The organism is Chthoniobacter sp., assembly GCF_040003245.1.
In the GTDB taxonomy this organism is placed as follows: Bacteria; Verrucomicrobiota; Verrucomicrobiia; order Chthoniobacterales; family Chthoniobacteraceae; genus Chthoniobacter.
Window position 1 is genome coordinate 1 of the sequence record NZ_JBDUCX010000101.1, and the last position, 22,749, is coordinate 22,749.

Below are 22,749 nucleotides of genomic sequence, written 5' to 3' on the forward strand. Positions count from 1 at the left end.
AGATCCACTCAGCAAACTAAACAAACAACCGGTCCAAAAATCGGTTGCGCCTCAGCAAGCCTGCTTTAACCAAATCTGCGGTGGCTGAAGATACTTTGCCTTCAATCCAGAGATATCGCTCCTCAATCGGTGTTGCGGCTTCGGATCGCATACCGTGATCTCACCGCTTAGCACGAAGTTCGCCAAACCCAAACTGCTCGGTGCGGTTCGCCTGCGCATCCCCCGAGCGGCTGTCGCGCCAAGGACGCCAAGCTCGCCAAGATTTTAGAGAATCGCCGCCTTGGCGTCCTTGGTGCGAAATCTCCCCCCGCGTTCCCGAGCTCCAGCTTGGGAATGATCCTGTGGGCGAAGCTCCGGCTTCGGGCGGTGCGGAGCTCTGGGGAAGCAGGAGCTTCCAAGACAAGTGCGCTCCCATGCCGGAGCTTGGGAGCGAGGACAGAGAAAGACAGAAGACAGAACATCCAACACCCAACATCCAATGAAAGAGATCCGAGGCCGTACGTAGAGTGGCCAGGCGGCGGCCATTGGATGTTGGGTGTTCGATGTTGGATGTTGGATGTTCTGCCTTAGTTTTCCCCTTTCCGCCCCCCCAACCCTCGCTAACTTCTCCACGATGCGGCGTCTGCCTCTTCTATTCTCCCTCCTCCTTCTCGCGCCTGGCGCGCGGGCGGCGGAGACGGCGGCGTCCCCGAAGGTCATCGAGCGTTACAAGCAGATGCTCGCAGCCACGCCTGCGGAAGGCACGGCGCTGGACCGGCTGTGGAAGATTTACGCGGACCAAGGGCAGTCGGGGCAACTGCTCGACGAATATAAATCCAGCGATTCCTTCGCCGGCCAGTTGATCTACGGGCATCTCTTGCGCCGCGCGGGGCGCGCGCCGGAAGCCGAGGCCGCCTATCAACATGCGGCGACGCTGGATGCAACCAGCCCGCTGCCGGCCCTCGCGCTGGCCCATTTGGAAAGCGAACGCACCCATCCGCGCGAAGCCGCTGGCTGGCTGGAGAAAGCCATCACGGCATTGCCAGCGGGTGATCCACGGCTGCCCGATACGCTCCTGCAGCTCGGCGCGGCATGGCTCGACGCGGGCGAGGCGAACAAGGCGGCGGAGGCTTGGGAAAAGACGGTGGCGCTCAATCCGGCGGACCTGTCGCTGCGGCGCAAGCTCGCCGATTCCTATGAACGCAATTTTCTGCCCGATCGCGCCATCAAACATCTGAGCTACGTGGAAGCGCATTCCGGGGCGACGGAGCGCCCGCTCGTCTTGCAGCAGATCGCCCGCATCCAGCAAGGCGCGGGGCGCCAGGACGCCGCTATCGCCGCGCTGGAAAAGGCGCTCTCGCTGACCGGCCCCGGCAACTGGCTGCGCACCGCACTCGAGTCGCAGCTCATCCGGTTACACCAGCGTTACCACCGCGCGACGGAGCTGGAGGAGCGCTGGAAGAAATTCGCCGCCGAGAATCCGCGCGATCTCGGCGCGTGCCTGCAACTCATCGAGCTCTACGAACGGCTCGGCGATCTCGAGCAGCAACGCGCGTGGCTGGAGAAGCTGACCGCGCTCGCGCCGAAGAACCTCGAGTACCGGGAGAAGTTTGCCCGCCTGCTCCTGCAAATGGACCAGACCGAGCAGGCCGCCGCGGTCTACGACGCGCTCTTGAAAGACCAGCCGGCCAATGTGGATTTCGTTTTCGCCCGGGCCAGGCTCGACGTGCAGCGCGACGCGGCGCGGACGGCGAAACAACGCATCGACGCCCTGCTCGCCGCCCGCAAGAACGACGAATCGGTGCGGGCCAAGGCCCTCGAATTCTACCAGCAAAACCGGCTCACCGATTTCGTGGAGGAACATCTCACCGCGGATGCGGCCGCCAACGACGAGGACGCGCTGGCCGCGCTGGCCACTTTCTATTTCGCGCAGCATCTCGATGCGGAAGCGCGGCGCGTGCTCCAGCGCATGGTCCACTCCACCGACCGGCCCGAGCGGCAGGCCGCGGCGCATGCCCGCATCGCGCAGATCCTCCGCGGCCAAAATGATTTTGAAGATGCCGCGGCGGAACTCGGCCTCGCCGCGAAACTGCAGCCGGTGAGCCGCGATTACCAGCTCGCGCTCGGCGATCTGCACGCGCTGCACGGCGACTACCCGCTCGCCCAGGGGGACTTCGAAAAGGCCGTCCAGTTCAGCGCGAACGACACGGAAAAATTCGAGGCCGAACAAAAGCTCTTTGAGAGCTACCGCGCCGCCGCGCCGGCCGGCCGCGAAGGCCGTCCGGTCCTGCCCTTCACCATGACCTCCGGCGTCGAGCCTCGACCGGAGCCGAACCCCGCGCTGGACAAGTATATCGTCGCCCTCGAAAAAGCCGCCAACGAACAGAACACCGAAGACGGATGGCTGCGGCTGGCGCGCTGGAGAATGTGGAACCGCGACAACAAGGGCGCGGCCTTCGCCGCGCAAAAGGCGCTGAACCTGAACCCCGATTCCATCGCCGGTTACGAGTTCATGGTGAAGCTCCTGACGGCGAACGGCCCGGCGCCGGGCGCGGTGCAGAATCTCGCGGAACTGGCCCGCATCGACCCGGCGAATCGCGCCAGCTACTCCCGCCGCGCGGGGCAATTGCAATTGCAGGCCGGGCATATCGACGAGGCGCTGGCCATCTTCGAGCGGCTCGTGTCGGAAAACCCCGGCAACGCGGATGCGCTCACCGATCTCGCGCTCACCGAGCAACGCGCCGAGCACTGGCCCGATGCCCTGGCGACGTGGAGGCAGGTCTACGCGGCCAGCCCGGTCTCGCGCCGGCGCGAAGCGCTCACCCCGCTCCTGCATATGCTCGATCGACTCGGCGAGCCGCAGGCCTCCGCGGAGTTTCAACTCAAGGCCATCGAGGCGGAGACGAATGACCGTGAGCGCTTCACGCTCTTCAACGAGTTGCTCACGCATTGCAGCAAAAACAACCTGCTCGATTGGTTGCGCACGCAATTTGAAAAACGCCGCCGGTTGCATGCGGACGACTATTTCACCGAAGTGGCGCTGGGCCGGATCTTGAAGGCGAACGGCCAGATCACGGCGGCCTTTGACGTGCTCGCCGATGCTTCCTACGCGGCGCCGAACCAGGCGGAGGCTTTGCCCGATCTGGTCCGCGAAGCCGAGGACCTGCACAAGCTCGACGTCGCGGTGAAGCTCCAGGAGCAATTGCTGCGCATCGCGCCGCAGGATTCACCCGACGGCCTGGAGAAGCTGGCGCAATTGCAGGAGAAGAATTTTGCCATCGAGGCGGCGGGGCAGACGTGGGACCGGGTCGTGGCGAAGTTTCCCCGGGACGCGGCGGCGCTCAATCGCGCGGTCGACTTTCAACTGGCCTGGGGCACCTCGGAACGCGCGATCGCCCTGCTGCGCAAGGCGCGGGCGCTCGATCCCACGAATGGGCACACGCTGTCGTCGCTGGCCACGCTCGATCTCGAGGCGGGCGAGACCACCGAGGCGCGGTCCTGCCTCGAGCAGATCCTGCGCATTACCACCGCCGAAAAGCCCACCGACCCGATGCGCTTCCCGGCGATGAAACCGACGGAAGCCGGCCGGCTGCAGACCGCCTACCTCGCCACGGTGGGCCAGCGCAATGGCCGGCCGGCGCCCGAGGCGATGCGCGCGCTGCGCAGCTTTTGGGTGGACGAGGCGGCAGACAAAAACGTCGGCGACTCGAAGAGCGACCGCGACCTGCGCTTGAATGCGATTCGCCAGCTCGCGCAAATCGTCGCCGCGGGCGGAGACACCCCCGAACGCGCCAAGTGGATTGACCGCTGGCGCAAGGAAGCGGATTCGCCGAGCGAGGCGCTCTGGGCGCTCTTCTATGCGGGCGATGGCGCCTCCACGCTCGATCGCGTGCAGTCGATGATGAGCGAGCAGACGCGCGATCCCCGGATGGCGCAGGCCTTTATCTGGCTGGCGTTGCAGTCGCGGCAATTCGAGCGGCTCGGCAACTGGCTCAAGGACAAGCATCGTACGCCGAGCGAGCGCGACTACCTGTTCATCGCGCTCGGCCAGGCGATCGACGATTCGGATGAGAAAGCCGCGCCCGCGATGCTCGAGGCGCTGTTCGCCGAGGGCACGCACTTGCGGCGCTGGCAGGCGGCGATGCTTTTCGCCAGCCGCAATCGGTTCCGCGAAGCGATCCTGCTCGGGAAGCGGGTCTTCGACAGCACCTCCTCGCAGCGGGCGAGCTGCGGGCTGGAACTGGCCCACTGGCACCTGATGCTCGGCGAGGTGGAGCAGTCCCGCACCATCCTGCGCGAGACGATTTCCTCCTCTGCCGATTCGCTCGATGCTCCGGTCTGCACGGCGCTGCGCGAGTATTACCTGCTGTTGCCGGAGCCGGATCGTCCGGCCTTTGTGGACTCCTATCTCGCGACCAAGAATCCGCAGCCCTTGCATGCGGCGCTGGCCGGGGCGCTCTTGCACGGCCTCGCGGGCGACGAGAAGGCGGCGGAGGCGGACCTCGACCGGCTCATAGAGATGCGGGCCTTGTCGGGTACGCAATTCGATGAAACGGCGACGTCGGGCACCCGGCAATTGCGTTTCGTGCTGGAGACGGGGGCGCAACTCGAGGGGCTGAAGCTGGAGAACCTGGCGGCCTATTTTTGGGAGAAGGCGCTGGCGGATGAAGCGATGGTGCAGCTCCAGGGAGACCAGGCGGCCAACCTCGGCCGGGACATTCGCCAGCAGCTCTGCGTACTGCGGGCCGCGGTGGCGCCGCCCGGTGAGTTGCAACCGTGGCTCGATTCCTTCGCCCGCCTGTCGCCCGCGGATGGGCTGGCGCCGCTGGCCAATGCGCTGAGCGGCATGGGAGCGCACGCCCGGGCGATTGCGATCTTTCGGCAGATCTGGGGACGCGATCCGGACGACACGGAAGCGATCCGCAATCTGCTCAACGCCTGCCGAGCGGCCGGCGACAACGACACGCCGGAGATCGTGCTGCACGCGACGCTCAGCGACGGAGGCGGCCGGCTGCCCGATGGGGCGCGCCGCGAATTCCTGCTGCAATATGCCGATGTGCTGGAGCACAAGGGCGATCTCGACGGCGCGCGGACCGCGCTGGGCAGCGCGGTCGAAAATACGCCCGGCGATACGCGGCTGTTGCTGCGTCTCGCCGAGTTGCACGAACGCGCGGGACATTCCGACCAGGCACTGGCCACCTATCAACGGCTGCTCGTGATGGAACCGGGGAACCTGGCCGCGCGCCTGGCTCTCTCCACGATCTACGAGAACCAGAATCGCCTGAAGGATGCGCTCGCCCTTTTCCAAGGCAGCACGGGGCCGGATTTCGATGCGCGCCTGGCGATCCTGCAGTGCAAAAACGATCAGCCCGAGGCGGCGCTCACGACGCTCGATCGCATCCTGCCGCCGCAGCACATCACCCCGGCGCTAAACCTGGCGGCGGCGTTTGCGGCCCGCGACGATCGTTCCCATGCCCGGGCCGCGGTGCAAAGTGCGCTCGCCCGCACCACGGATGCGCGGTTGTGTTTCCCGCTGCAATGCAAGCTCATCGAGTTGCTCACGCCGGAGGATGGGCCGGTCGTGGCGCGCCGGGAATTGCGGCGGTTGCGGCGGTTCGCGGCGACGGGCGACAATCCGGGACTGCTGGGCAGCTATCTCGATTTCGCAGGCACTCAGGCGACGCGCTTGAAGGTGCATAAAGAATTCGTGGCCGAGGCGCAGACTCTTTGGGCGGACGGGGCCGGCCCGATTCCGGCAGGCGTGGCCGTGCTCATCGCGCAACTCGAAGACGGCGAAAAGCCGGCTACCGGCACGACCCTCCAGCAATTGCTGGCGCGCGAGGATGTGAACGATGCGTGGCTGCAAACGGCGGCGGACGCGCTGGAAAAAGCCGGCGACGGCGAGGCGCTGGCACGCGTACAGGAGCGCATCGTGCAGGTGAACCCGCTCAACGATCAGAACTTCCTCAACCTGGCGCACACCCTCCAGAAACTCGGGCGCACGGAGGCCGCGCGCGCGCGGCTCGAGACGCTGGCCCTGCGGGCCATGCTGGTGGAGGACAGCTTGGGCAAAGTCGCGCAGGGCTTCGCGGACATCGGCGACACGAAGCGGGCGGAGGCGCTCTTTGCCCAGGCGGCGCGCGACGATCGCTACGCCCGCAACTGGGCCACGCTGCTCCCCTATGCGCGGCTCCAGACGTCGCAGGGCGAATTTGCGGAAGCGAAGAAAACCCTGCGCGCCGCTTTCAGCGTGCCGGCGAATGTTTCCTACCCGGAGATCGTCGAGTGGATGGTCGCCGCGCACCGGCTCGACCATGCGGAGGAGGAAATGGACGACTTTGACCTGACGCTGCCGCGCGCGGAGGAATTGCGCCGCACGTTGTTTGCCTACTTCGAAAAAGCCGGGCAGCCGGCCAACGCCCTGGCGCTGGCGGAGGCTCACCCCACGATCATCCAGCCGGCCTTCGGCGTCCGCCTGCGCAAGCTGGCGGCGGCCACGCATGATTTCGCCCGCGGGGTGAAACTGCTGGAGCGACTGGCCGCCCAGGCGGATTCACCGGGGGACTATTCGCTCGAGCTGGCGCGCTTGCAGGGCGACTGGGCACAGGCGGAATTGGCAGCCAGCCAGCCCGAGAGCGCGCTGACCCATCTGCGCGCGGCTCACGTGCAGCATCCGGAATTGTTCGAAATCGCCTCGCGCTTAAGCGCCTTGCAGCAGGAGCGAGGGGATCACCAGGGCTCCATCGAAACGCTGGAGAGCTTTCTCGCCGTGGCGAAGAATCCGGGCGAAATCGAGCAGGCCCGGGCCCAGCTCACCAAGCTCCGCTCCGGCGGCTAGCCGCCCTTTACGTGCGGCCCAGTCTGTGCCATCTCTGCAACGTGCGTTTTTCCCTCCCCATCGCCGCTTTGCTTGCCATCGTCATGGCGGGGTGCGCGACTCCGCAGGAAAAAGCGTCGCGCCAGCAGGCGAAGGCGGAGCGCCAGAAACTCCAGGAGGACACGCGAGCCGCCGAGCGGAAGCGGATGCTGGCCATCGAGAACCGGGAGGTCAACTCGGAGCGCGGCGCGCAGATCCTGGAATACAACCTCAACGCCGCTTTCGATCCGAACAAGGCCACGGCAGCCGCGGCGCACGGTTTCAACACGGGGAAAGCGCAGACGAAAGGCTTCTACAGCGACCAGCAGGTCCGCATGGACACTTACCAAACGCGGGACTTCGGCACCAAGACCAACCAGGCCGGGCAGCGCCAGTACGCCACGGGCGAGGCGAATACCAAGGGCCGGTTCCTCAATCTTTTTGCCAGCAAGACGGCTAAAACCAAGGCCGCCGGAACCAAGGAAGCATGGGACGCCAACAAGGTAGCCTCCTCCCGCCCCCTTGCCGATGGCAAGCGGCCGTACCTCGGGCCGGAGAGCAAAAAGCTCGGTCAGCCCTTGGACGCGAAAGAACTGGCGAACTGGCGAAATGGCGGAGAATCGGTCGTGTACTCGGATGGTACGGTCGAGAAAATGAGCACGATCAAGCAGCTTTCCATCGACGACATCCGCGAGCTCTTGAACAAGAACAAATAGGCGGGCCCAAGTTTTACGACCGCTCACGCTTTGTGAGCGAATACGCATTTCTCCGCACCAGCAGTTGATTTCGTGCTCGCCTCGCGCGGCAAGACGCCTTTATCCAGTCAGTTGCATTCCTCACATGCAATCACCAGAAGCGCAGCTCGAAACTTTAAAGCGCGGCGCGGCTCAAATCATCAACGAAGCCGAACTCCTCGCGAAGCTCCGCCTTGGCCGCCCGCTGAATATCAAACTCGGCGTCGATCCCACGGCGCCCGACATTCACCTTGGATTTACCGTGGCGCTCACGAAGCTGCGCCAATTTCAGGACCTGGGCCACCAGGCGATCCTGATCATCGGTGATTTCACGGCGATGATCGGCGATCCGTCCGGCCGCTCGAAAACGCGCCCTCAGCTCACCCACGACCAGGTGATGACCAACGCCCGGAGCTTTCAAACGCAGGCTTACAAGATTCTCGATCCCGAGCGGACGCGCACGGTTTTCAACGGGCAATGGTTCGAGATGATGACTTTCGAGGAAGTGATGAAGCTCAATGGCCGCGTCACTTTGCAGCAGATGCTCCAACGCGAGGATTTCAAGAACCGCATCGAGCGCGGCGACGCCGTGCACCTGCACGAGATCCAGTATCCGATCATGCAGGGCTGGGACTCGGTGGTGGTGAAGGCCGATGTCGAGATCGGCGGCACCGATCAGCTTTTCAACATTCTCGTGGGCCGCGACCTGCAGCGCGAAGAAGGGCAGCCGCAGCAGATCGTCTTTCTCATGCCGCTGCTCGAGGGTCTCGACGGTGTGCAGAAGATGTCGAAGAGCCTCAACAATTACGTCGGCGTGAGCGAACCGCCGGCGGAGATGTTCGGTAAGCTGATGAGCATCACCGACACGCTCATGGCCCGCTACTACCTGCTCCTGCTGGGCGAAGAGCTGCCGGACATTCATCCGATGGATGCCAAGAAGCAGCTCGCCCGGCGCATCGTGGAGCGCTACCACGGGCCGGAAGCGGGACTCGCGGCGCTGGAGGATTTCAATACGAAATTCAGCAAGCGCGACGTGGACAATGCGGAGTGGCCCATCGTGAATTTTGCCGGCGTGAACCAGGACATCGTCTCGCTGGTCGTCGCGGGTTATGAGCAAGGCTACCAGATCGCAAAATCGCGCGGCGATGCGCGCCGACTGGTGGAGCAAGGAAGCATCCAGCTTCACGAGGAAAAGATCACCGATCCGAAAATCTCACCCGCGCTGGCGGCGGGCGATGTGCTCAAGCTCGACAAGAAACGCGCAGTGCGGGTCGGCTAACCGCCGTCACTTTTTCTTCCGCGGCTTTTTCTTCGCACTGACTTTTCGCACTGCCGCGTCGATCCCTTTCCGCGCCCATTCGCAGAGCAGTTCGCGGTCGTCCATCGCCTCCGGTGGCGGCTCGTAATAGTCCATCGTGGCTTTCGTATCGCGGACTTCGTAACGAAACGGCTTCAGTCCTCGCGTTTCAAACTCCTCCCGGCTGACATCGTCGACTTTCACGTAGAACCCTTCATCCGCCACGATGGCGAAAAAGCGTTCGTCGGCATAAAATCCCCACCCGCCGAACATCGGTTTCGCCCGGATCTCACCGAGCGGCTGGAGCATCTCGATCAGGTATTCGACGAATTCACTTTTCTGCGGCATGGAGCTGGGAAGTTGACTGCATTTTCGAGCGCGCCTCGGCAATGAGCGCGGCGTACGTTTCCGCCGGGCGGTCTCCATCGGGATCTTCGACGCAGCGGTCCAGGCTCCGCGGAAAATCGATGGAATAGAGGCCGAAGCGCGGGGTGTAAGTTCCCCACTCGTAATTGTCGAAGAGCGACCAGTGTAGATAGCCGGCCAACGGCACGCCATCCGCCCGAATCTTCGCGACCTCGTGGACATGCAAACGCAGAAACTGGCTGCGCGTCATGCGGTCCCGCCGGGGGCGGCGCTGGGCATCGGGGCGGCGGCGCAGCGCCATGCCATTTTCGGCGATGAGCACCGGGCGGGCGAAATCCTCGGCGTAGTATTGGCAAAAGAAATGCAGTCCCCGCGGGAGCACGCGCCAGTCCCACCACTTGCTCGTGACGGTGGCCAGCATCCAGGAGCGAAAGGAACGGTTTTTGAACTCGTGATCCCACAAGACGGGGAGCCGAAAGGCATGGGCGGCAAACGGGTCGTAGTAGTCGATGCCGATGTAATCGACGAAGCGCGTCCGCTGCTGGGCGTAGAGTGTATCGAGAAAGGGAGCGAACTGGGCGGCGTCAAAGCGGCGGTAGCCGACCCAGTTGCTGAGCCGTTTGAACAGGGCGCCGAAATAGTAGGCCGGGTCTTTGTGCAAAGGAATCCGGGCAGCCTCGAACGCGGCCTCGAAACCGTGAGCCTGCTGGCAAATGGATTCCTCCACGCCGTCGCGGGCGACGCCGCGCTCCCGCAAGCAGACGAGATCGAGCAGCAGTTTGTCGGACCAATAGACATCGCTGCAGTAGTTGTTGAAGGTCACGAGCGGCGCGGGCCAGCCGCGTTCCGTGTAGAGATCATGCAGCGCGGCGTAGGCGAGGACGTGGGCGCGCAGCAGTTGATTGTAGGCCATCATCATCGGCTGAAAACCCGGGCGATGGTCGACCGGGAACTGCCGCCCCAGATAAGAATTGAGCACGAGCATGTTCGGCTCGTTGATGGTGATGAACCAATGAATCGGTCGCGCGAGCCGCTCATTGACATAGCCGACAGCGATGCGGACGTACTCGGCAAAGTAATCGGCTGTCGTCGCCTCCAGCCATGGATCGCTGCCCAACCACGCCGGATGCACGAAGTGATGCAGCGTCACCACCGGCTCCAGGCCGTGGCGCTGGCAGGCGGCAATCAACACCGAGTAATGATCCAGCGCCGCGTAATCAAAAGGGGGCGGAACCCCGCGCGCATCTTCCTTCGTGGGCTGAATGCGGCTCCATTCCAGGCCCAGGCGAAAGGCGTTCAAGCCGAGTTCCCGGCAGCGTGCGAAATCCTCTTCGTAGCGATTCCAAAAATCCGCCGCCGTACCCAGCTCCGCCACGTCGCGACGTTGCTCCGCAGCGGCCCAGTTCGTCTGCGGCTGCCCGGGGCCATTGTATCCGCCCTCCGCCTGGTAGGCCGAGGTCGCCACACCCCAAAGGAATTCACCCATGGCTCGGGGTCCGCGACGCGGCTTGTGCGATAGCTTCCCGCTGGTCGTGGTCGAGGGCGAGCCCGGGCAGATGGTCGTCGAGCAGCGTCTGGACAACCGAGCGGGCGGCCGCAGGACGCCCCATGGCTTTCGCCGCGGCCCGCATCGCGCCCAGCCGCGTCGGATCACCGAGCAAACGATCAAGCTTGAAGGGCAACGTGGTGAGTTCGTTGCAGCGAATGCCGGCGCCTTCCTCCAGCAGATGGTCCGCATTGCGCTCCTCCTGGCCGGGAATGGGCGAGAAGACCGCCATCGGCAAGCCGCAGGCCAGCGCTTCGCTCGTGGTGAGCCCACCCGGCTTGCCGATGAAGAGATCGCTAATGTGCATGAGCTCGTGCATGCGGTCGGAGTACCCGAGGATGCAGAATCGACCGCGCTCGCTCGCCACCGCCTGCGTGACCCGCGCTTTCACTTCTTCACTGCGACCGCAGACCACGATGGTCTGCGCATCGTGCCGGAGGTGCTTCAAACGCTCGACGATCAATTCCGTGGGCCCTACTCCCAACGCACCTGCCGACAGGAGCAGCGTCGTTTTCTCCGGATGCAGACCGTACGACGCGCGCACCAGCTCACGGTCCACCGGCTGCGAGAAAACGGAGTCGATCGGGATGCCCGAAACCGTGATGCGCTCCGCGGGCAGCCCGAGCGCCTCGAGGTGAGCCTTGGTCTCATCGAGCGCCACGAAGTAGCGGTGGAACGTGCGCGACAGCCACATCGCGTGGCAGTCGAAATCCGTGACGACGATGGAATGGTGCGTGTGCAACTTTCGCTTCTCCTGCAAATGCGAGATGATCCCGGCTGGCATGAAGTGCGTGCAGACGGTAATGTGCGGATCGAATTCCTGGATGAAGCGGATGAGCTTGGCCGTGTTGAGCCGGTCGAGCTGGGTTCGCGCGGCTTCGCCTTTCCACGGTTCGTCGCTCGCCTTATAGACCCAGCCGAGTACGTCCGGTGCGCTCCGCACCAATTTCATGTAGAGAGTGGAGTAGAAATCGCGGAAGAGCTTGTTGGTGAACTTCAGCGCGTCCTCGTGGATGACTTCGCCGACCCGCGGGTCGAGGCGGAATTCCTTTTCCAATGCCTGTGCGGCGCGGACGTGGCCGGTGCCGGCGCTGGCCGAGATGATGAGGACACGCTTTTTCATACAGACCGATGCTGCCAACGAATCGCCGGTCGCGCCAGCTTCGCGCGCAATGACTCCCGATTGGCCCGTCATCCCACTCCTATGCCTCGGCGGTTGCCAAGGCGCGGGCGTCCGCCTAGCGTATCCGCCCCATGCTTGATATCCGCCTGCTCCGCGAACAACCCGACTTCGTGAAACAGCGCCTCGCGACACGCGACGCGAGGCTGGTTTCCGCCGTGGATGAAATCCTGGCCTGCGATCAAAAGCGCCGGGCGGCGGAGACGCAGCTCCAGCAGCTCCAGGCGGACCGCAAGCGCACCAGCAAGGAGATCGGCGCGAAGAAAGCGAAGGGCGAAGACACTTCAGCCATCGAAGCGCAGGTGCGCGCGGTCGGTGAAGAGATCACCGCGCTCGAGAATGAAGCCAAGCAACTCGAAGCGGCGCAGCGCACCCTGCTGCTCAATGTCCCCAATCTGCCACACGAGCACTGCCCGGTGGGAACCTCCGCGGAGGATAATCCCGTGGTCCGCACGTGGGGCGAAAAGCCCGCCTACCCCTTCGCCCCGAAGAGCCACGTCGACCTCGGCAAGGATCTCGGACTGCTCGATTTCGAACGCGCCACGAAGATCAGTGGCAGCGGTTTTGCCCTCTACACGGGCGCCGGCGCGCGCCTGGAGCGGGCGCTGATCAATTTCCTGCTCGATCTGCACACACGCGAGCACGGCTATACCGAGATCAGCCCGCCTTTCCTGGTGAATTCCGACGCCCTCGTCGGCACCACCCAACTGCCGAAGTTCGAGGAGCAGCAGTATCGATGCGAGCGCGACGACATGTATCTCGTCCCCACGGCGGAAGTGCCGGTGACCAATCTGCATCGCGAGGAAATTCTCCGGCAAGATCAATTGCCGATCCGCTACGTGGCCTACACCCCGTGCTTTCGCCGCGAGGCTGGGGCGGCGGGTCTCGGCACGCGTGGCCTCATTCGCATCCACCAGTTCGACAAGGTGGAGTTGGTCAAAATCACGACGCCGGAGACTTCGTTTGCCGAGTTGGAGTCGCTGACCGCCAACGCCGAGAAGGTCCTCCAATTGCTGGGCCTCCACTACCGCGTGATCGAGCTATGCACGGGCGACGTCGGGTTTGGCTCGGCCAAGACCTACGACATCGAAGTCTGGGCGCCGGGACAGAATGCGTATCTGGAGGTTTCCAGTTGCTCCACCTTTGGCGACTTCCAAGCCCGGCGGATGAACCTGCGCTGCAAGACGGCGGATGGGAAAAACCAATTTGCCCATACCCTGAACGGATCGGGCACCGCGTTGCCGCGCCTGTTTGTGGCTCTCACGGAGACATATCAGCAAGCGGATGGCACCATTGTGATTCCCGAGGCGTTGCGCGGCCATTTTGGCGCCGAGCGGATTGGCTGATGAACGCGGGGTTTTCGCCGGAAGAGCCTTGCCTGATCGGCGTCTCCGGCGGGCGGGACTCCGTCGCCCTGCTGCACCAGTTGCACGCGGCCGGTTTTCGTAAGCTGATCGTGTGTCATCTCGATCACGCCCTGCGGGCCGGGAGCGACGAGGAGGGGCGCTTTGTCGAAACATTCGCGGCGAAGCTTGGACTGGAGTTCGTGCGGCAACGGGAGGACATCACCGCGCTGGCCAAGCGGCGCAAGAAGTCGCTGGAGACCGTGGCGCGCGAGGCACGCTACTCTTTCTTCGCGCATGTGGCGCGGGAGCACGAGTGCCCGCGCCTGTTCCTCGCGCATCACGCCGACGACCAGGTGGAAACGCTCCTGTTCAATCTCTTTCGCGGCGCCGGCGCCAATGGACTGGCCGGAATGAGCCCGATGAGCGTCCGCAAGGTCGATGGCGTTTCCCTGCAAATCTCGCGCCCGCTCCTCGGTACGTGGCGGGAAGAGATCGACGCGTACATCGCGATGCATCAACTCGCATTTATCGAGGACGCCTCGAATGCCGATCGCAAATTCACCCGTAATCGCCTGCGGCACGAAATCGTGCCCGCGCTGGAGCAGGCCTTTGGGCGCGAGATTCGCCGCGCCATCTGGCGTTCCGCGGAGATCCTGCGCGCCGAGGATGAATTGCTCGCCGATCTGCTGGGCGACACGCCACCCGAACTGAACGTGCCCGCGCTGGCCGCCGAGCCGGTGGCCGTGCAGCGGCGCCGTCTGCACGTGTGGCTCAAGCTGCACAGCGTGCCGGATGTGGGCTTCCTGGAAGTGGAGACCGTGCGCAGTCTGCTGAACGGCGGCCCGGCGAAGGCGAACCTTCCCGGTGGCTGGCATGCCCGGAGGCGCGCCAGGCGGCTCTTCCTCGAACCGCCGCACGATGGGCTTTCCGATTGATCGCCGTCCACTCCCCCCTAAACTCCGCAGCCATGCTCGCCGAATTGACCGACGGATCCTCAATCGCCATTGAGGCCACCGCCATTCCGGTCCTGCTGGCGATTACCATCGGCCTCGGCCGGTTTCTCAAGCGCCACTCCGGCATCCAGCTCGGCCCGCTTTACCAGCTCTTCTGCATCACCTTTGCGGTGTGGTTGCCCTTGGAAATTCTCGGCACGAATTTTCCCTTTCGTCTCGGCACGATGCACGCGCTGCGCGCCGCCAACGTGCTGCTGGGGACGATTTTCATCCTGGCGATCATGCGGCGCTATTACTGGGAGCTGTGGTTTGAAAAACATCAGCACGCCAAGGCGCCCAAATTCCTCAGCCAGCTCTTTGGTCTCATCCTGTTTATCGTCGCCGTCTTCGTCGTCATCGGCGGCGTCTACGGGCAATCCATCGAGGGGGTCATCTTCGGTTCGACGGTCGTCGTCGGCATCGTCGGTTTCGCGATGCAGGATTTGCTGGGCAATATCATCGCCGGCATCGCGCTCGAAATCGGCAAGCCATTCAAGACGGGCGACTGGCTGAAGATCGAAAACCAGCACGCTGAAGTCATCGAGGTGAACTGGCGCTCCACCCGGCTGCGCACGAACGACGACATCTATCTCGATATCCCCAACAAATCGATCGTCGGCGCGACCATCACCAACCTGACCTACCCCACGCGCCAGCACGCGATCCGCGTCACGGTGGGTTTCGACTACGCCACGCCGCCGAACTTCATCAAGGACGTGATGTCCCGCGCGGCGGGAGCGGCCCGGGGCGTGCTCGCCACGCCGCCACCCAAGGTTTACCTCAAGGACTTCGGCGACTCCGCAGTGATCTACGAAATCAAATTCTGGCTGGAAGACGAATCGAGCTTCAACGACATCGTCGATGGCATTCGGACGAATGTGTGGTACGCGGCGCAGCGCCACGGGATTCGTATCCCCTTCCCGATCCGCACCGTGCAACTGGAGCGCGCCAAATCCCAATCGCAGGATACCATGACCGTGGCCCGCGCCTCGGTCCGCAAGCAGCCCTTCCTGCAATTGCTCGATGAAGCACAGTTGGAAAAGCTGCTCGCCCACGCGAAGTTCCTGCGCTTCGGCCGCCGGGAAAAAGTGATCGTCCAAGGGGCCGCCGGCGAGTCCATGTTCATCCTGCTCAGCGGCGAGGCGCACGTCTATGTACAGGTCAATGGCGCCGATACACTCGTGGCGACGTTGCGCACCGGAGATTATTGCGGGGAAATGTCCCTGCTCACCGGGGCTCCGCGCAGCGCGACCGTGGTGGCCGGCACCGATTGCGAGATGTGGGAGATCGGCAAGGAAGTGCTGGCGGAGATTCTTCAGGAGAACGAAACGCTGGTGGAAAAGCTCAGTGAATTGCTGGCCCAACGCCGGATGGAGACCGAAGGCATCGTCGCCTCCAGCGCCGAGAGCGCCCAGCTCGCGACCAAGCAAAAGGAATACACCGAGGGCTTCCTCAAGAAACTCTACTCCTTCTTCGAGCTTTAGGAGTGGCGCAAAAAAACTCGCACCTTAAATCGCCTTAACTGGGCTTAAGGCACCTTAAATCGGCTGCTTTTTTTTCTTCGCCTGGGACTCCTTGATTTGCATTGGCCTCGGGGCGCGGGTCTTTCGGTAATGCCGCCCATTTTTTCGCACCTTGAATGCCTTGAATTACCTTGATCGGCCTTTACCCGCCCTGCTTAAGCCACCTTGATTTCCTCTCGGGAGCCGAGTTCACGGTTGCCGGGTTCAGGGCCATTCATTTAGAAGCACAGTGTCGAAAAAAAAGAGGCGCGATTAGGCACGATTGCTGGCGACCGCCGTCGCCACCCTTGCGGGCACGCTGCGCGTGGCTTCTCGCTCCGCTCGGATACTCTGGACTGGCCGTTCCCGAAACCTTGCCGGCAGCCTTTTGGGTGGCGGGCTACGGCTGGAGGCGGAGGGCTGCGGCAACCGGGTGCCTTTCACCCGTTCGGATGGAGGAATCGCGATGAAGTTCATGCGCGAAAGGATGCCATAACCCGGCGGAAAATGTGCATTGCTCCATTGGCTCTGTTGGCTCCATTGCGGAAAATGTCACTCGGAACGCCTCCTGCCGGGCAAAAAATGTCTCCCGTCGCGTGGGAACATCTCTCCTCGCGTGTCATTCTGAGCGGAGTGTAACGCAGTCGAAGAACCCCGTCGTACAACCGGCGACACCGCTGGTACATCGACGGGGTCCTTCGACTTCGCTCAGGATGACACCGCGAAGTGAGGTTCGAATTGTTTCGCAGTCTCTGAACCGAAACCGCTTTAGCGGGCGACGCTGACGGCGAGCTTGCGGCCCTTGAACTTGATGCCGTTGAGCTTCTTCAGCACCATGCTGGCACACTCATCGGAGACGTCGACGAGGCTGTAGTCGTCGAGGATCTCAATGCGTCCCACGACCTCTTTCGAAAGGCGGGTGACACCGGCGATGACGCCGACGAAGTCGCCGGGCGTGATTTGATGTTCGTTGCCGAGATTGAAGGCGAGCCGCACCATGCCGGGCTCGTGCGAAACTCCCGATGGCTCCCTGCGGGGTGAGCGCGAGGGTTTTTCCCGGCGCTCGGCCGGCGCATGGGATTCTTTGCGCGCCCCGCCGGTGCGCGGTTCGTATTTCGGATATTCGCGCGGTTCGCGGGATTCATAGCGCGGCTGTTCACGCCGTGGTTGCTCCTCGACGATCGGCTGCGGCGCGGGCTTGTCGCCGCCGAGCAAATGGATCAGCGCACTGGCGATGTCGGTGGCCGAATTGCCCTGTTCGAGCAACTGATCGATCACTTCGTCCTGGCGCTTGTATTCGCCCTTTTCCAACGTCTCCCGCAGCGTCTCGAGAAAGGCGCTCGTGCGCTTCTGCTCCACTTCTTCCGCGCTCGGCACGCGCTCGCGGCGGACCTTGCCCTTCGTGAAGCGGATGATCTGCTGCATCTTCCAGATTTCGCGACCGGCAACGAAAGTGATGGCCCGTCCGCTGCGGCCCGCACGCCCGGTGCGGCCGATGCGGTGCACGTAATCCTCGGCGTCCTGCGGCAGATCGTAATTGAAGACGACTTCGATGTCGTCGACGTCGAGCCCACGCGCCGCGACATCGGTGGCGACGAGGAATTCGAAACCGCGCTTGCGAAACTTCGCCACCACGCGCTCCCGCATGGCTTGCGAGATATCGCCGTGCAACTTGTCGGAGCTGTAGCCGCGCGCCTTGAGGTGATCGGCGAGCTCGTCGACCATCATCTTCGTCGCGCAAAAAATGATCCCGTATTTGATGTCCTGCAGATCGATGAGCCGGCAGAGGACCTCGAGTTTCGAACGGCGGTCCACCTCGTAATAGATCTGTTCGATGGCCGGCACCGTCATCTCCTGCGACTCAATGCGCACGTTCACCGGATTCTTGGTGAATTTCTTCACCAGGTGCTGGATGGCCGGCGGCATCGTCGCGGAGAAGAAGACCGTCTGCCGCTCGGCGGGCGCCTGGCTGAGAATCTTGTCGATGTCGTCGCGAAAGCCCATGTCGAGCATGCGGTCCGCTTCATCGAGAATGACCATCTTGATCTGGTCGAGGCGCAGCGTCTTGCGCTCGAGGTGATCCATGACGCGGCCGGGAGTGCCGATGATGATCTGCGCGCCCTCGCGCAAGCCGCGGAGCTGGCGGTCGTAGCTTTGCCCGCCGTAAATCGGCAGTTCGCGCACCCCGCGCTTGAAGAAGGCGAGCTTGGCGACTTCCTCGGCGACCTGCATGGCGAGTTCGCGCGTGGGGCACAGGATCAGCACCTGCGGCGCCTTCAAGTTGCCATCCACCCGCTCGATCGCCGGGATCGCGAAGGCGGCTGTCTTGCCCGAGCCCGTCTGTGAAAGCCCGACCACATCCGAGCCGGTGAGCAATTGCGGGATCGTCTCCGATTGAATCGGGGACGCTTCCTCGAAGCCCATCTTCGCCACGGCCTTGAGCACTTCGGGCGACAGGCCTAGCTCGGTGAATGGTTTTTTCTGCATCGGGGCTTGTAGCGCGCGTCGGGGCTCGACGCGAATGGAATCGCGGGATTATTTCGCCGCGCCGATGCACCAGAGGTGCGCGTGCGTGCGGATGAAAAGTTCGCCATTCGAGACGGCGATGGAGGCGTTGGTCATGCCGTCGTTGAGCGAATTCACCGCCAGCAATTCGAACTTCGGCGTCACCCGGAAGACCAGTGTGTCGGACGCCTTCGTCGTGAGATAGAAACGGTCGCCCGAGCGAACGATCGAGGACCACGACGCCGTGCGGCCTCCCGGCGCCTGCGGGCGTTCGCCCCAGACAAGCTGTCCCGTTTTGGCATCGATGCACTGCACGATTCCCGCATCGCTACCCATATAGACACGGCCGTCGACGACGACGCCCGAGCCGATGCGTTGCGGGTTGCGTTTTTCCTGCCAGAGGCGATCCGTCGCGGTGATATCACCGGTTCCGCCCATTTTCGCGCCAAAAGCGAAGCCGCTGTACCCGCCGAGGCCAACCATCACGTTGTCGGCCAGCAACGGCTGTGCATAGACGAGGGCGTTGAGCCCGTTGCAATGCCAGAGTTCCTTCCCCTTGGCGGGGTCGAGTCCAAAGACGGCTCCAGGCAGCGCCACGACCAATTGGTTATGCCCGCCGATGGCCATCATTGCCGGGGTTGCCCATGAGCCGATGTAGTCTGGATTTCCGCCTCCCGGGCCTTCCTTGACGGCCTGCGGCGGCACATCAAATCGCCAAACCTCCTTGCCCGTGCGCTTGTCCAGGGCCACCACAAAGCTGCGCACTCCGGGACCGAAATTGAGATAACACAGGTCGCCGCTGATCATCGGCGAGCTTCCGTACCCCCAAAGGTGGTCCTGTTTACCGAGGTCCACGTGCCACAGTTCCTTGCCCGCGAGGTCCCACGCATAGAGCCCCGCCGAACCAAACCACGCGATGACGCGCTCGCCATCGGTGACGGGTGAACCGGAGCACAATGGATTCGTCGGGTGCGTGCGTTCGATCTGATCCCATGTCGGACCTTCCTGCCAGAGCACGTGCCCGTCCTGGCGATCGAGGCACATCACCGTTCGCCGCTGACCGACTGCCTGGGTGAGGAAGACGCGGTCCCCCCAGACGACAGGCGTCGAATTCCCACGTTCGGGCAGGTCGATCTTCCATTTCACGCCCTCGGTCGCACTCCACTTGAGGGGAAGATTGGTTTCGCTGGTCACGCCGTCGGCTTGCGGGCCGCGCCACGCGGGCCAGTTGGCGGCGAACCCACTTGCTGCCGCGAGGAATAGAGGGAGGAAGAGTCGGAGGGGGGACATGACCCAGACCCTAGCGCGTTGCGCCCCGCGTTCCAAGCCCGCTCACTGCTCCGGCTTGGGCCGGAAGAAGACGGCCACATTCCCGACCTGCATCACGATGGTGCTGCTGGTGCGCTCGGCGATCTCCGGCGCGAGCGTCTTCTTCTCTTCCTTATGATCGGAAAACTTCATCTTCACCAAGCCGTGCTGCGTGAGCGCCTCGTCCATGCTGCGGAGGAAGGCGTCGCTCATTCCGCCATGACCGAGCTTCACGATCGGCTCGAGGCGTTGGGCGCGGGCCTTCAGGTCCCGTTTTTCGGCATTGGTCAAAGTCGTTGGCATCCGCTTCAATCTGCGCAGCGCAGGAGGGTACGACAAGCATTGCTTGTCCTGATCGACGACCCCACCACCTCGCCATCCTATGTCTCACCTCGGCCTCATCTGCCCGGAATTGAGCGGACACCTCAATCCCATGACCACGCTGGGGCGCGAATTGCAAGGGCGCGGCCATCGCGTCACGGTCATCGGCCGCCCGGATGCACGACGCAAAGCGGAGAATGCCGGACTGGGCTTCGCGGTGATCGGCGAACAGGATTTTCCCGAGGGAACGCTGCAAGCGACCACGAAAGAATTGGGCAGTCTCAAAGGGCTGCGCGCGGTCCAATTCACCGCGGAACTGCTCCGTCGCGGCGCGGCTACCATCCTGCGGGACGCCCCCGACGTGATCGTTCGCGAAAAGATCGATGCCTTGCTCGTGGACCAGGTCTCGCAGGCCGGCGGCACCGTGGCGGATCGCCAGGGACTGCCATGGGTCACCGTCTGCAATGCCCTCGCCATGAATCCCGATCCACACTTGCCACCGGGCGTGCTGCCGTGGCCGTACGCGCGCGGTCGGGTGGCCCGCGTGCGCAACGCCTTGGGCAATGCGCTGCTCGACTGGCTCGCGCGCCCGGTCATCCAGGAGATCAACGCGCATCGCCGGCAGCACGGCCTCGCTCCGCTGGTCGGTGGAATCAGCATCGGCTCGCGGCTCGCGCAGGTCGCCCAGCAGCCGGCCTTTTTTGAATTTCCACGCAAAGCACCGCTGGAGAATTTTCACTACACCGGCCCGTGGCATCATCCTGGCAGCCACGAGGAAATCCCCTTCCCTTGGGATCAACTCGACGGGCGCCCGCTCATCTACGCCTCCATGGGCACCTTGCAGAATCGGCAACAATTCATCTTTGAAACCATCGCGGCCGCTTGCGCCGGACTCGATGTGCAATTGGTCATCTCGCTCGGCAGCCGGGACCAGGACGCCGCCGCCATGGCCAAGTCTTTCGCCGGCACTCCGATCGTCGTTTCCATCGCACCGCAGCTCGCTTTGCTGCAACGGGCCGCGCTCTCCATCACCCATGCGGGCCTGAACACCGCACTCGAATCGCTGAGCTACGGCGTACCGATGGTCGCCATCCCCATCACCAACGACCAACCGGGCGTGGCGAGCCGGCTCGCCTGGCTCGGTGCGGCGGAAGTGGTTCCGCCAGCCAGGCTCACGGCGGGGCGGCTCCGCGCCGCTCTCGAAAAGGTCCTGCGGGAACCAAATTATCGCGAGACTGCCCAGCGTTATCGCGCGGAAATCGAGCAGGCTGACGGGCTGCGGCAGGCAGCGGATATTGTCGAGCAGGCACTGGCGCCTACTTGATGTAGGGCTCGTCGCGGATGAGCCCCTTCGAGAGCAGCTTCTGCAATTTCGGACGAATCACCACGGAGCAATACGGATTCTGATCACCCGTGGTGTTGAAGTAATCCTGATGGTAATCCTCCGCCTTGTAGAACTTCTTCAGGGGCACGACCTGCGTGACGATCGGATCCTTGAAGTCCTTCTGCGCCTCGGCCTTTGACTTCTCCGCTGCGGCCTTTTGCTCGTCGTTTTCGTAGAGGATGATCGAGCGGTACTGCGTGCCGTGATCGTTGCCCTGACGGTTCAAGGTCGTCGGATCGTGCGCCGCCCAAAAGACGTGCATCAGGGTCTCGTAGGAAACTTCCGACGGATCGAACTCGAGTTGCACGACTTCGGCGTGACCGGTGTCGCCGGTGCAGACCATTTTGTAAGAAGGATTCGGCACATCTCCACCGGCGTAACCCGAGGCCACGGTTTTGACGCCCTTGAGCCGCTGAAAGACCGCTTCCAGGCACCAGAAACAGCCGCCACCGAAAGTGATGCGTTGGGTGGCGACGGGCTTGTCGGAAGCAGGGTGGTCTTTCATAGGTTTGGCATCGTCGGCGAGGACACTGGCAGTGCAAGCCGCAAGAAATAGGAGGGACAGGAGCGATTTCACGTTAGGAGAGGTTAGCGAGACTGCGCCTCAGCGCAACCCAAGGCGCGATGCGTGCTCAGGCCAGCAGTTCCTTCACGACCTTGCCGTGCACATCCGTGAGGCGGAAGTCGCGGCCCTGGAAACGGTAAGTGAGGCGTTCGTGGTCGAAGCCGAGCAGGTGCAGGATCGTCGCCTGGACGTCATGGACGTCGACCGGGTTTTCCACGACGTGAAAGCCCATCTCGTCGGTGGCGCCATAGGTCATGCCGGGCTTCACACCGCCGCCCGCCATCCACATGGTGAAGGCTTGCGGATGATGGTCGCGGCCCAGCGCGCGACCGAGCGCGGGGTTCGTCTCGACCATGGGCGTGCGTCCAAATTCGCCACCCCAGATGACCAGCGTATCGTCGAGCAGGCCACGCTGTTTGAGATCTTTGACCAGCGCCGCGCAGGCCTGGTCGGTGGTGGCGCAATTGCGCTTCGAGTTGCCGGAAACATCGCTGTGCGCGTCCCAACCTTCGTGAAAGATATTCACGAAACGGACGCCGCGCTCGATCATGCGCCGCGCGAGGAGACAAGCGCGGGCGAAGGAGGGCTTGGCCGGATCGCAGCCGTAGAGCGCGAGAGTTTCGGCGCTTTCGCTTTTCAAATCCATGAGCTCGGGCGCGGAGGTCTGGAGCTTGAAGGCCAGCTCGTAATTGGCGAGACGCGTGGCGATCTCCGGGTCGCCGTCGCTGGCCATGCGCTGGCGATTGAAGGCGCCGACGAGGTCGAGCGTATCGCGCTGGAGCTTCGCATCCACGCCACCCGGGCTGGAGATATCGAGGATGGTGTGCCAGCGCTTTTGTCCCTGATAAGGAACCGCCCGCGTGCCATC

The 22,749-nt window shown here is 63.4% G+C and carries 15 protein-coding genes; 7 read left to right on the forward strand and 8 right to left on the reverse strand.

Features of this window, described 5'->3' with window-relative positions:
• The first annotated feature begins 613 nt into the window (after positions 1 to 613).
• The 3 genes from ABJF10_RS15275 to tyrS all read left to right on the forward strand — a co-directional run bounded on the left by ABJF10_RS15275 (position 614) and on the right by tyrS (position 8,848).
• On the forward strand, positions 614 to 6,817 hold the full coding sequence (locus ABJF10_RS15275) for a tetratricopeptide repeat protein (protein WP_348545453.1): 6,204 nt from the start codon (positions 614 to 616) through the stop codon (positions 6,815 to 6,817).
• 41 nt (positions 6,818 to 6,858) lie between these two features.
• Positions 6,859 to 7,551 carry a hypothetical protein gene (locus ABJF10_RS15280; RefSeq protein ID WP_348545454.1) on the forward strand — a complete coding sequence of 231 codons (693 nt, stop codon included), beginning with the start codon at positions 6,859 to 6,861 and terminating at the stop codon, positions 7,549 to 7,551.
• Positions 7,552 to 7,675: 124 nt separating this feature from the next.
• The gene (gene tyrS / locus ABJF10_RS15285; RefSeq protein ID WP_348545455.1) at positions 7,676 to 8,848 is read left to right on the forward strand and encodes a tyrosine--tRNA ligase; all 1,173 of its coding nucleotides are present in this window, start codon (positions 7,676 to 7,678) and stop codon (positions 8,846 to 8,848) included.
• A gap of 6 nt (positions 8,849 to 8,854) precedes the next feature.
• On the opposite strand, the gene ABJF10_RS15290 is transcribed toward tyrS, so the two are convergent.
• Genes ABJF10_RS15290 through ABJF10_RS15300 form a run of 3 tightly spaced genes read right to left on the reverse strand, consistent with a single transcriptional unit; the run spans position 8,855 to position 11,901 of the window.
• Positions 8,855 to 9,214 (reverse strand): TfoX/Sxy family protein, encoded by a 360-nt coding sequence (locus ABJF10_RS15290; RefSeq protein ID WP_348545456.1) that lies wholly within the window; start codon positions 9,212 to 9,214, stop codon positions 8,855 to 8,857.
• Positions 9,198 to 10,718 (reverse strand): family 1 glycosylhydrolase, encoded by a 1,521-nt coding sequence (locus ABJF10_RS15295; protein ID WP_348545457.1) that lies wholly within the window; start codon positions 10,716 to 10,718, stop codon positions 9,198 to 9,200. Before ABJF10_RS15295 ends, ABJF10_RS15290 begins: the two co-directional genes overlap by 17 nt.
• Entirely contained in the window at positions 10,711 to 11,901 is a 1,191-nt protein-coding gene (locus ABJF10_RS15300; RefSeq protein ID WP_348545458.1) for a glycosyltransferase, read from the reverse strand. Before ABJF10_RS15300 ends, ABJF10_RS15295 begins: the two co-directional genes overlap by 8 nt.
• Positions 11,902 to 12,032: 131 nt before the next feature.
• Between ABJF10_RS15300 and serS the strand changes: the two genes are divergently transcribed.
• The 3 genes from serS to ABJF10_RS15315 are packed head-to-tail and all read left to right on the forward strand — an operon-like array spanning position 12,033 to position 15,780.
• Positions 12,033 to 13,304: a serine--tRNA ligase gene (gene serS / locus ABJF10_RS15305; protein ID WP_348545459.1), complete on the forward strand. Its 1,272-nt coding sequence runs from the start codon at positions 12,033 to 12,035 to the stop codon at positions 13,302 to 13,304.
• On the forward strand, positions 13,304 to 14,239 hold the full coding sequence (gene tilS, locus ABJF10_RS15310) for a tRNA lysidine(34) synthetase TilS (protein WP_348545460.1): 936 nt from the start codon (positions 13,304 to 13,306) through the stop codon (positions 14,237 to 14,239). Before serS ends, tilS begins: the two co-directional genes overlap by 1 nt.
• Positions 14,240 to 14,271: 32 nt before the next feature.
• Complete coding sequence (locus ABJF10_RS15315; protein WP_348545461.1) at positions 14,272 to 15,780, forward strand: mechanosensitive ion channel family protein; 1,509 nt, start codon at positions 14,272 to 14,274, stop codon at positions 15,778 to 15,780.
• A 786-nt stretch (positions 15,781 to 16,566) separates the two neighbouring features.
• On the opposite strand, the gene ABJF10_RS15320 is transcribed toward ABJF10_RS15315, so the two are convergent.
• Genes ABJF10_RS15320 through ABJF10_RS15330 form a run of 3 tightly spaced genes read right to left on the reverse strand, consistent with a single transcriptional unit; the run spans position 16,567 to position 19,914 of the window.
• Entirely contained in the window at positions 16,567 to 18,285 is a 1,719-nt protein-coding gene (locus ABJF10_RS15320) for a DEAD/DEAH box helicase (protein WP_348545462.1), read from the reverse strand.
• A gap of 48 nt (positions 18,286 to 18,333) precedes the next feature.
• Positions 18,334 to 19,593 (reverse strand): PQQ-binding-like beta-propeller repeat protein, encoded by a 1,260-nt coding sequence (locus ABJF10_RS15325; RefSeq protein WP_348545463.1) that lies wholly within the window; start codon positions 19,591 to 19,593, stop codon positions 18,334 to 18,336.
• Positions 19,594 to 19,635: 42 nt separating this feature from the next.
• Positions 19,636 to 19,914: a YhbY family RNA-binding protein gene (locus ABJF10_RS15330; protein WP_348545464.1), complete on the reverse strand. Its 279-nt coding sequence runs from the start codon at positions 19,912 to 19,914 to the stop codon at positions 19,636 to 19,638.
• A gap of 79 nt (positions 19,915 to 19,993) precedes the next feature.
• On the opposite strand from ABJF10_RS15330, the gene ABJF10_RS15335 reads away from it, so the two are divergent.
• Positions 19,994 to 21,256 carry a glycosyltransferase gene (locus ABJF10_RS15335; RefSeq protein WP_348545465.1) on the forward strand — a complete coding sequence of 421 codons (1,263 nt, stop codon included), beginning with the start codon at positions 19,994 to 19,996 and terminating at the stop codon, positions 21,254 to 21,256.
• Here the strand turns inward: ABJF10_RS15335 and msrA are convergent.
• Together msrA and ABJF10_RS15345 are read right to left on the reverse strand one after the other, a co-directional pair.
• Positions 21,249 to 21,821 carry a peptide-methionine (S)-S-oxide reductase MsrA gene (gene msrA, locus ABJF10_RS15340; protein WP_348545466.1) on the reverse strand — a complete coding sequence of 191 codons (573 nt, stop codon included), beginning with the start codon at positions 21,819 to 21,821 and terminating at the stop codon, positions 21,249 to 21,251. The genes ABJF10_RS15335 and msrA overlap by 8 nt on opposite strands.
• 127 nt (positions 21,822 to 21,948) lie before the next feature.
• The coding region (locus tag ABJF10_RS15345) for a DUF1501 domain-containing protein (RefSeq protein ID WP_348545467.1) at positions 21,949 to 22,749 on the reverse strand (801 nt) is incomplete at its 5' end.

Bases quoted from the DNA above. Each gene is read 5' to 3' on its own strand.
- tyrS (WP_348545455.1), top strand. From the start codon at position 7,676: ATGCAATCACCAGAAGCGCAGCTCGAAACTTTAAAGCGCGGCGCGGCT.
- ABJF10_RS15300 (WP_348545458.1), bottom strand. From the start codon at position 11,901: ATGAAAAAGCGTGTCCTCATCATCTCGGCCAGCGCCGGCACCGGCCAC.
- tilS (WP_348545460.1), top strand. From the start codon at position 13,304: ATGAACGCGGGGTTTTCGCCGGAAGAGCCTTGCCTGATCGGCGTCTCC.
- ABJF10_RS15295 (WP_348545457.1), bottom strand. From the start codon at position 10,718: ATGGGTGAATTCCTTTGGGGTGTGGCGACCTCGGCCTACCAGGCGGAG.
- ABJF10_RS15330 (WP_348545464.1), bottom strand. From the start codon at position 19,914: ATGCCAACGACTTTGACCAATGCCGAAAAACGGGACCTGAAGGCCCGC.
- ABJF10_RS15275 (WP_348545453.1), top strand. From the start codon at position 614: ATGCGGCGTCTGCCTCTTCTATTCTCCCTCCTCCTTCTCGCGCCTGGC.
- msrA (WP_348545466.1), bottom strand. From the start codon at position 21,821: ATGAAAGACCACCCTGCTTCCGACAAGCCCGTCGCCACCCAACGCATC.
- ABJF10_RS15335 (WP_348545465.1), top strand. From the start codon at position 19,994: ATGTCTCACCTCGGCCTCATCTGCCCGGAATTGAGCGGACACCTCAAT.
- ABJF10_RS15320 (WP_348545462.1), bottom strand. From the start codon at position 18,285: ATGCAGAAAAAACCATTCACCGAGCTAGGCCTGTCGCCCGAAGTGCTC.
- serS (WP_348545459.1), top strand. From the start codon at position 12,033: ATGCTTGATATCCGCCTGCTCCGCGAACAACCCGACTTCGTGAAACAG.
- ABJF10_RS15325 (WP_348545463.1), bottom strand. From the start codon at position 19,593: ATGTCCCCCCTCCGACTCTTCCTCCCTCTATTCCTCGCGGCAGCAAGT.
- ABJF10_RS15315 (WP_348545461.1), top strand. From the start codon at position 14,272: ATGCTCGCCGAATTGACCGACGGATCCTCAATCGCCATTGAGGCCACC.
- ABJF10_RS15290 (WP_348545456.1), bottom strand. From the start codon at position 9,214: ATGCCGCAGAAAAGTGAATTCGTCGAATACCTGATCGAGATGCTCCAG.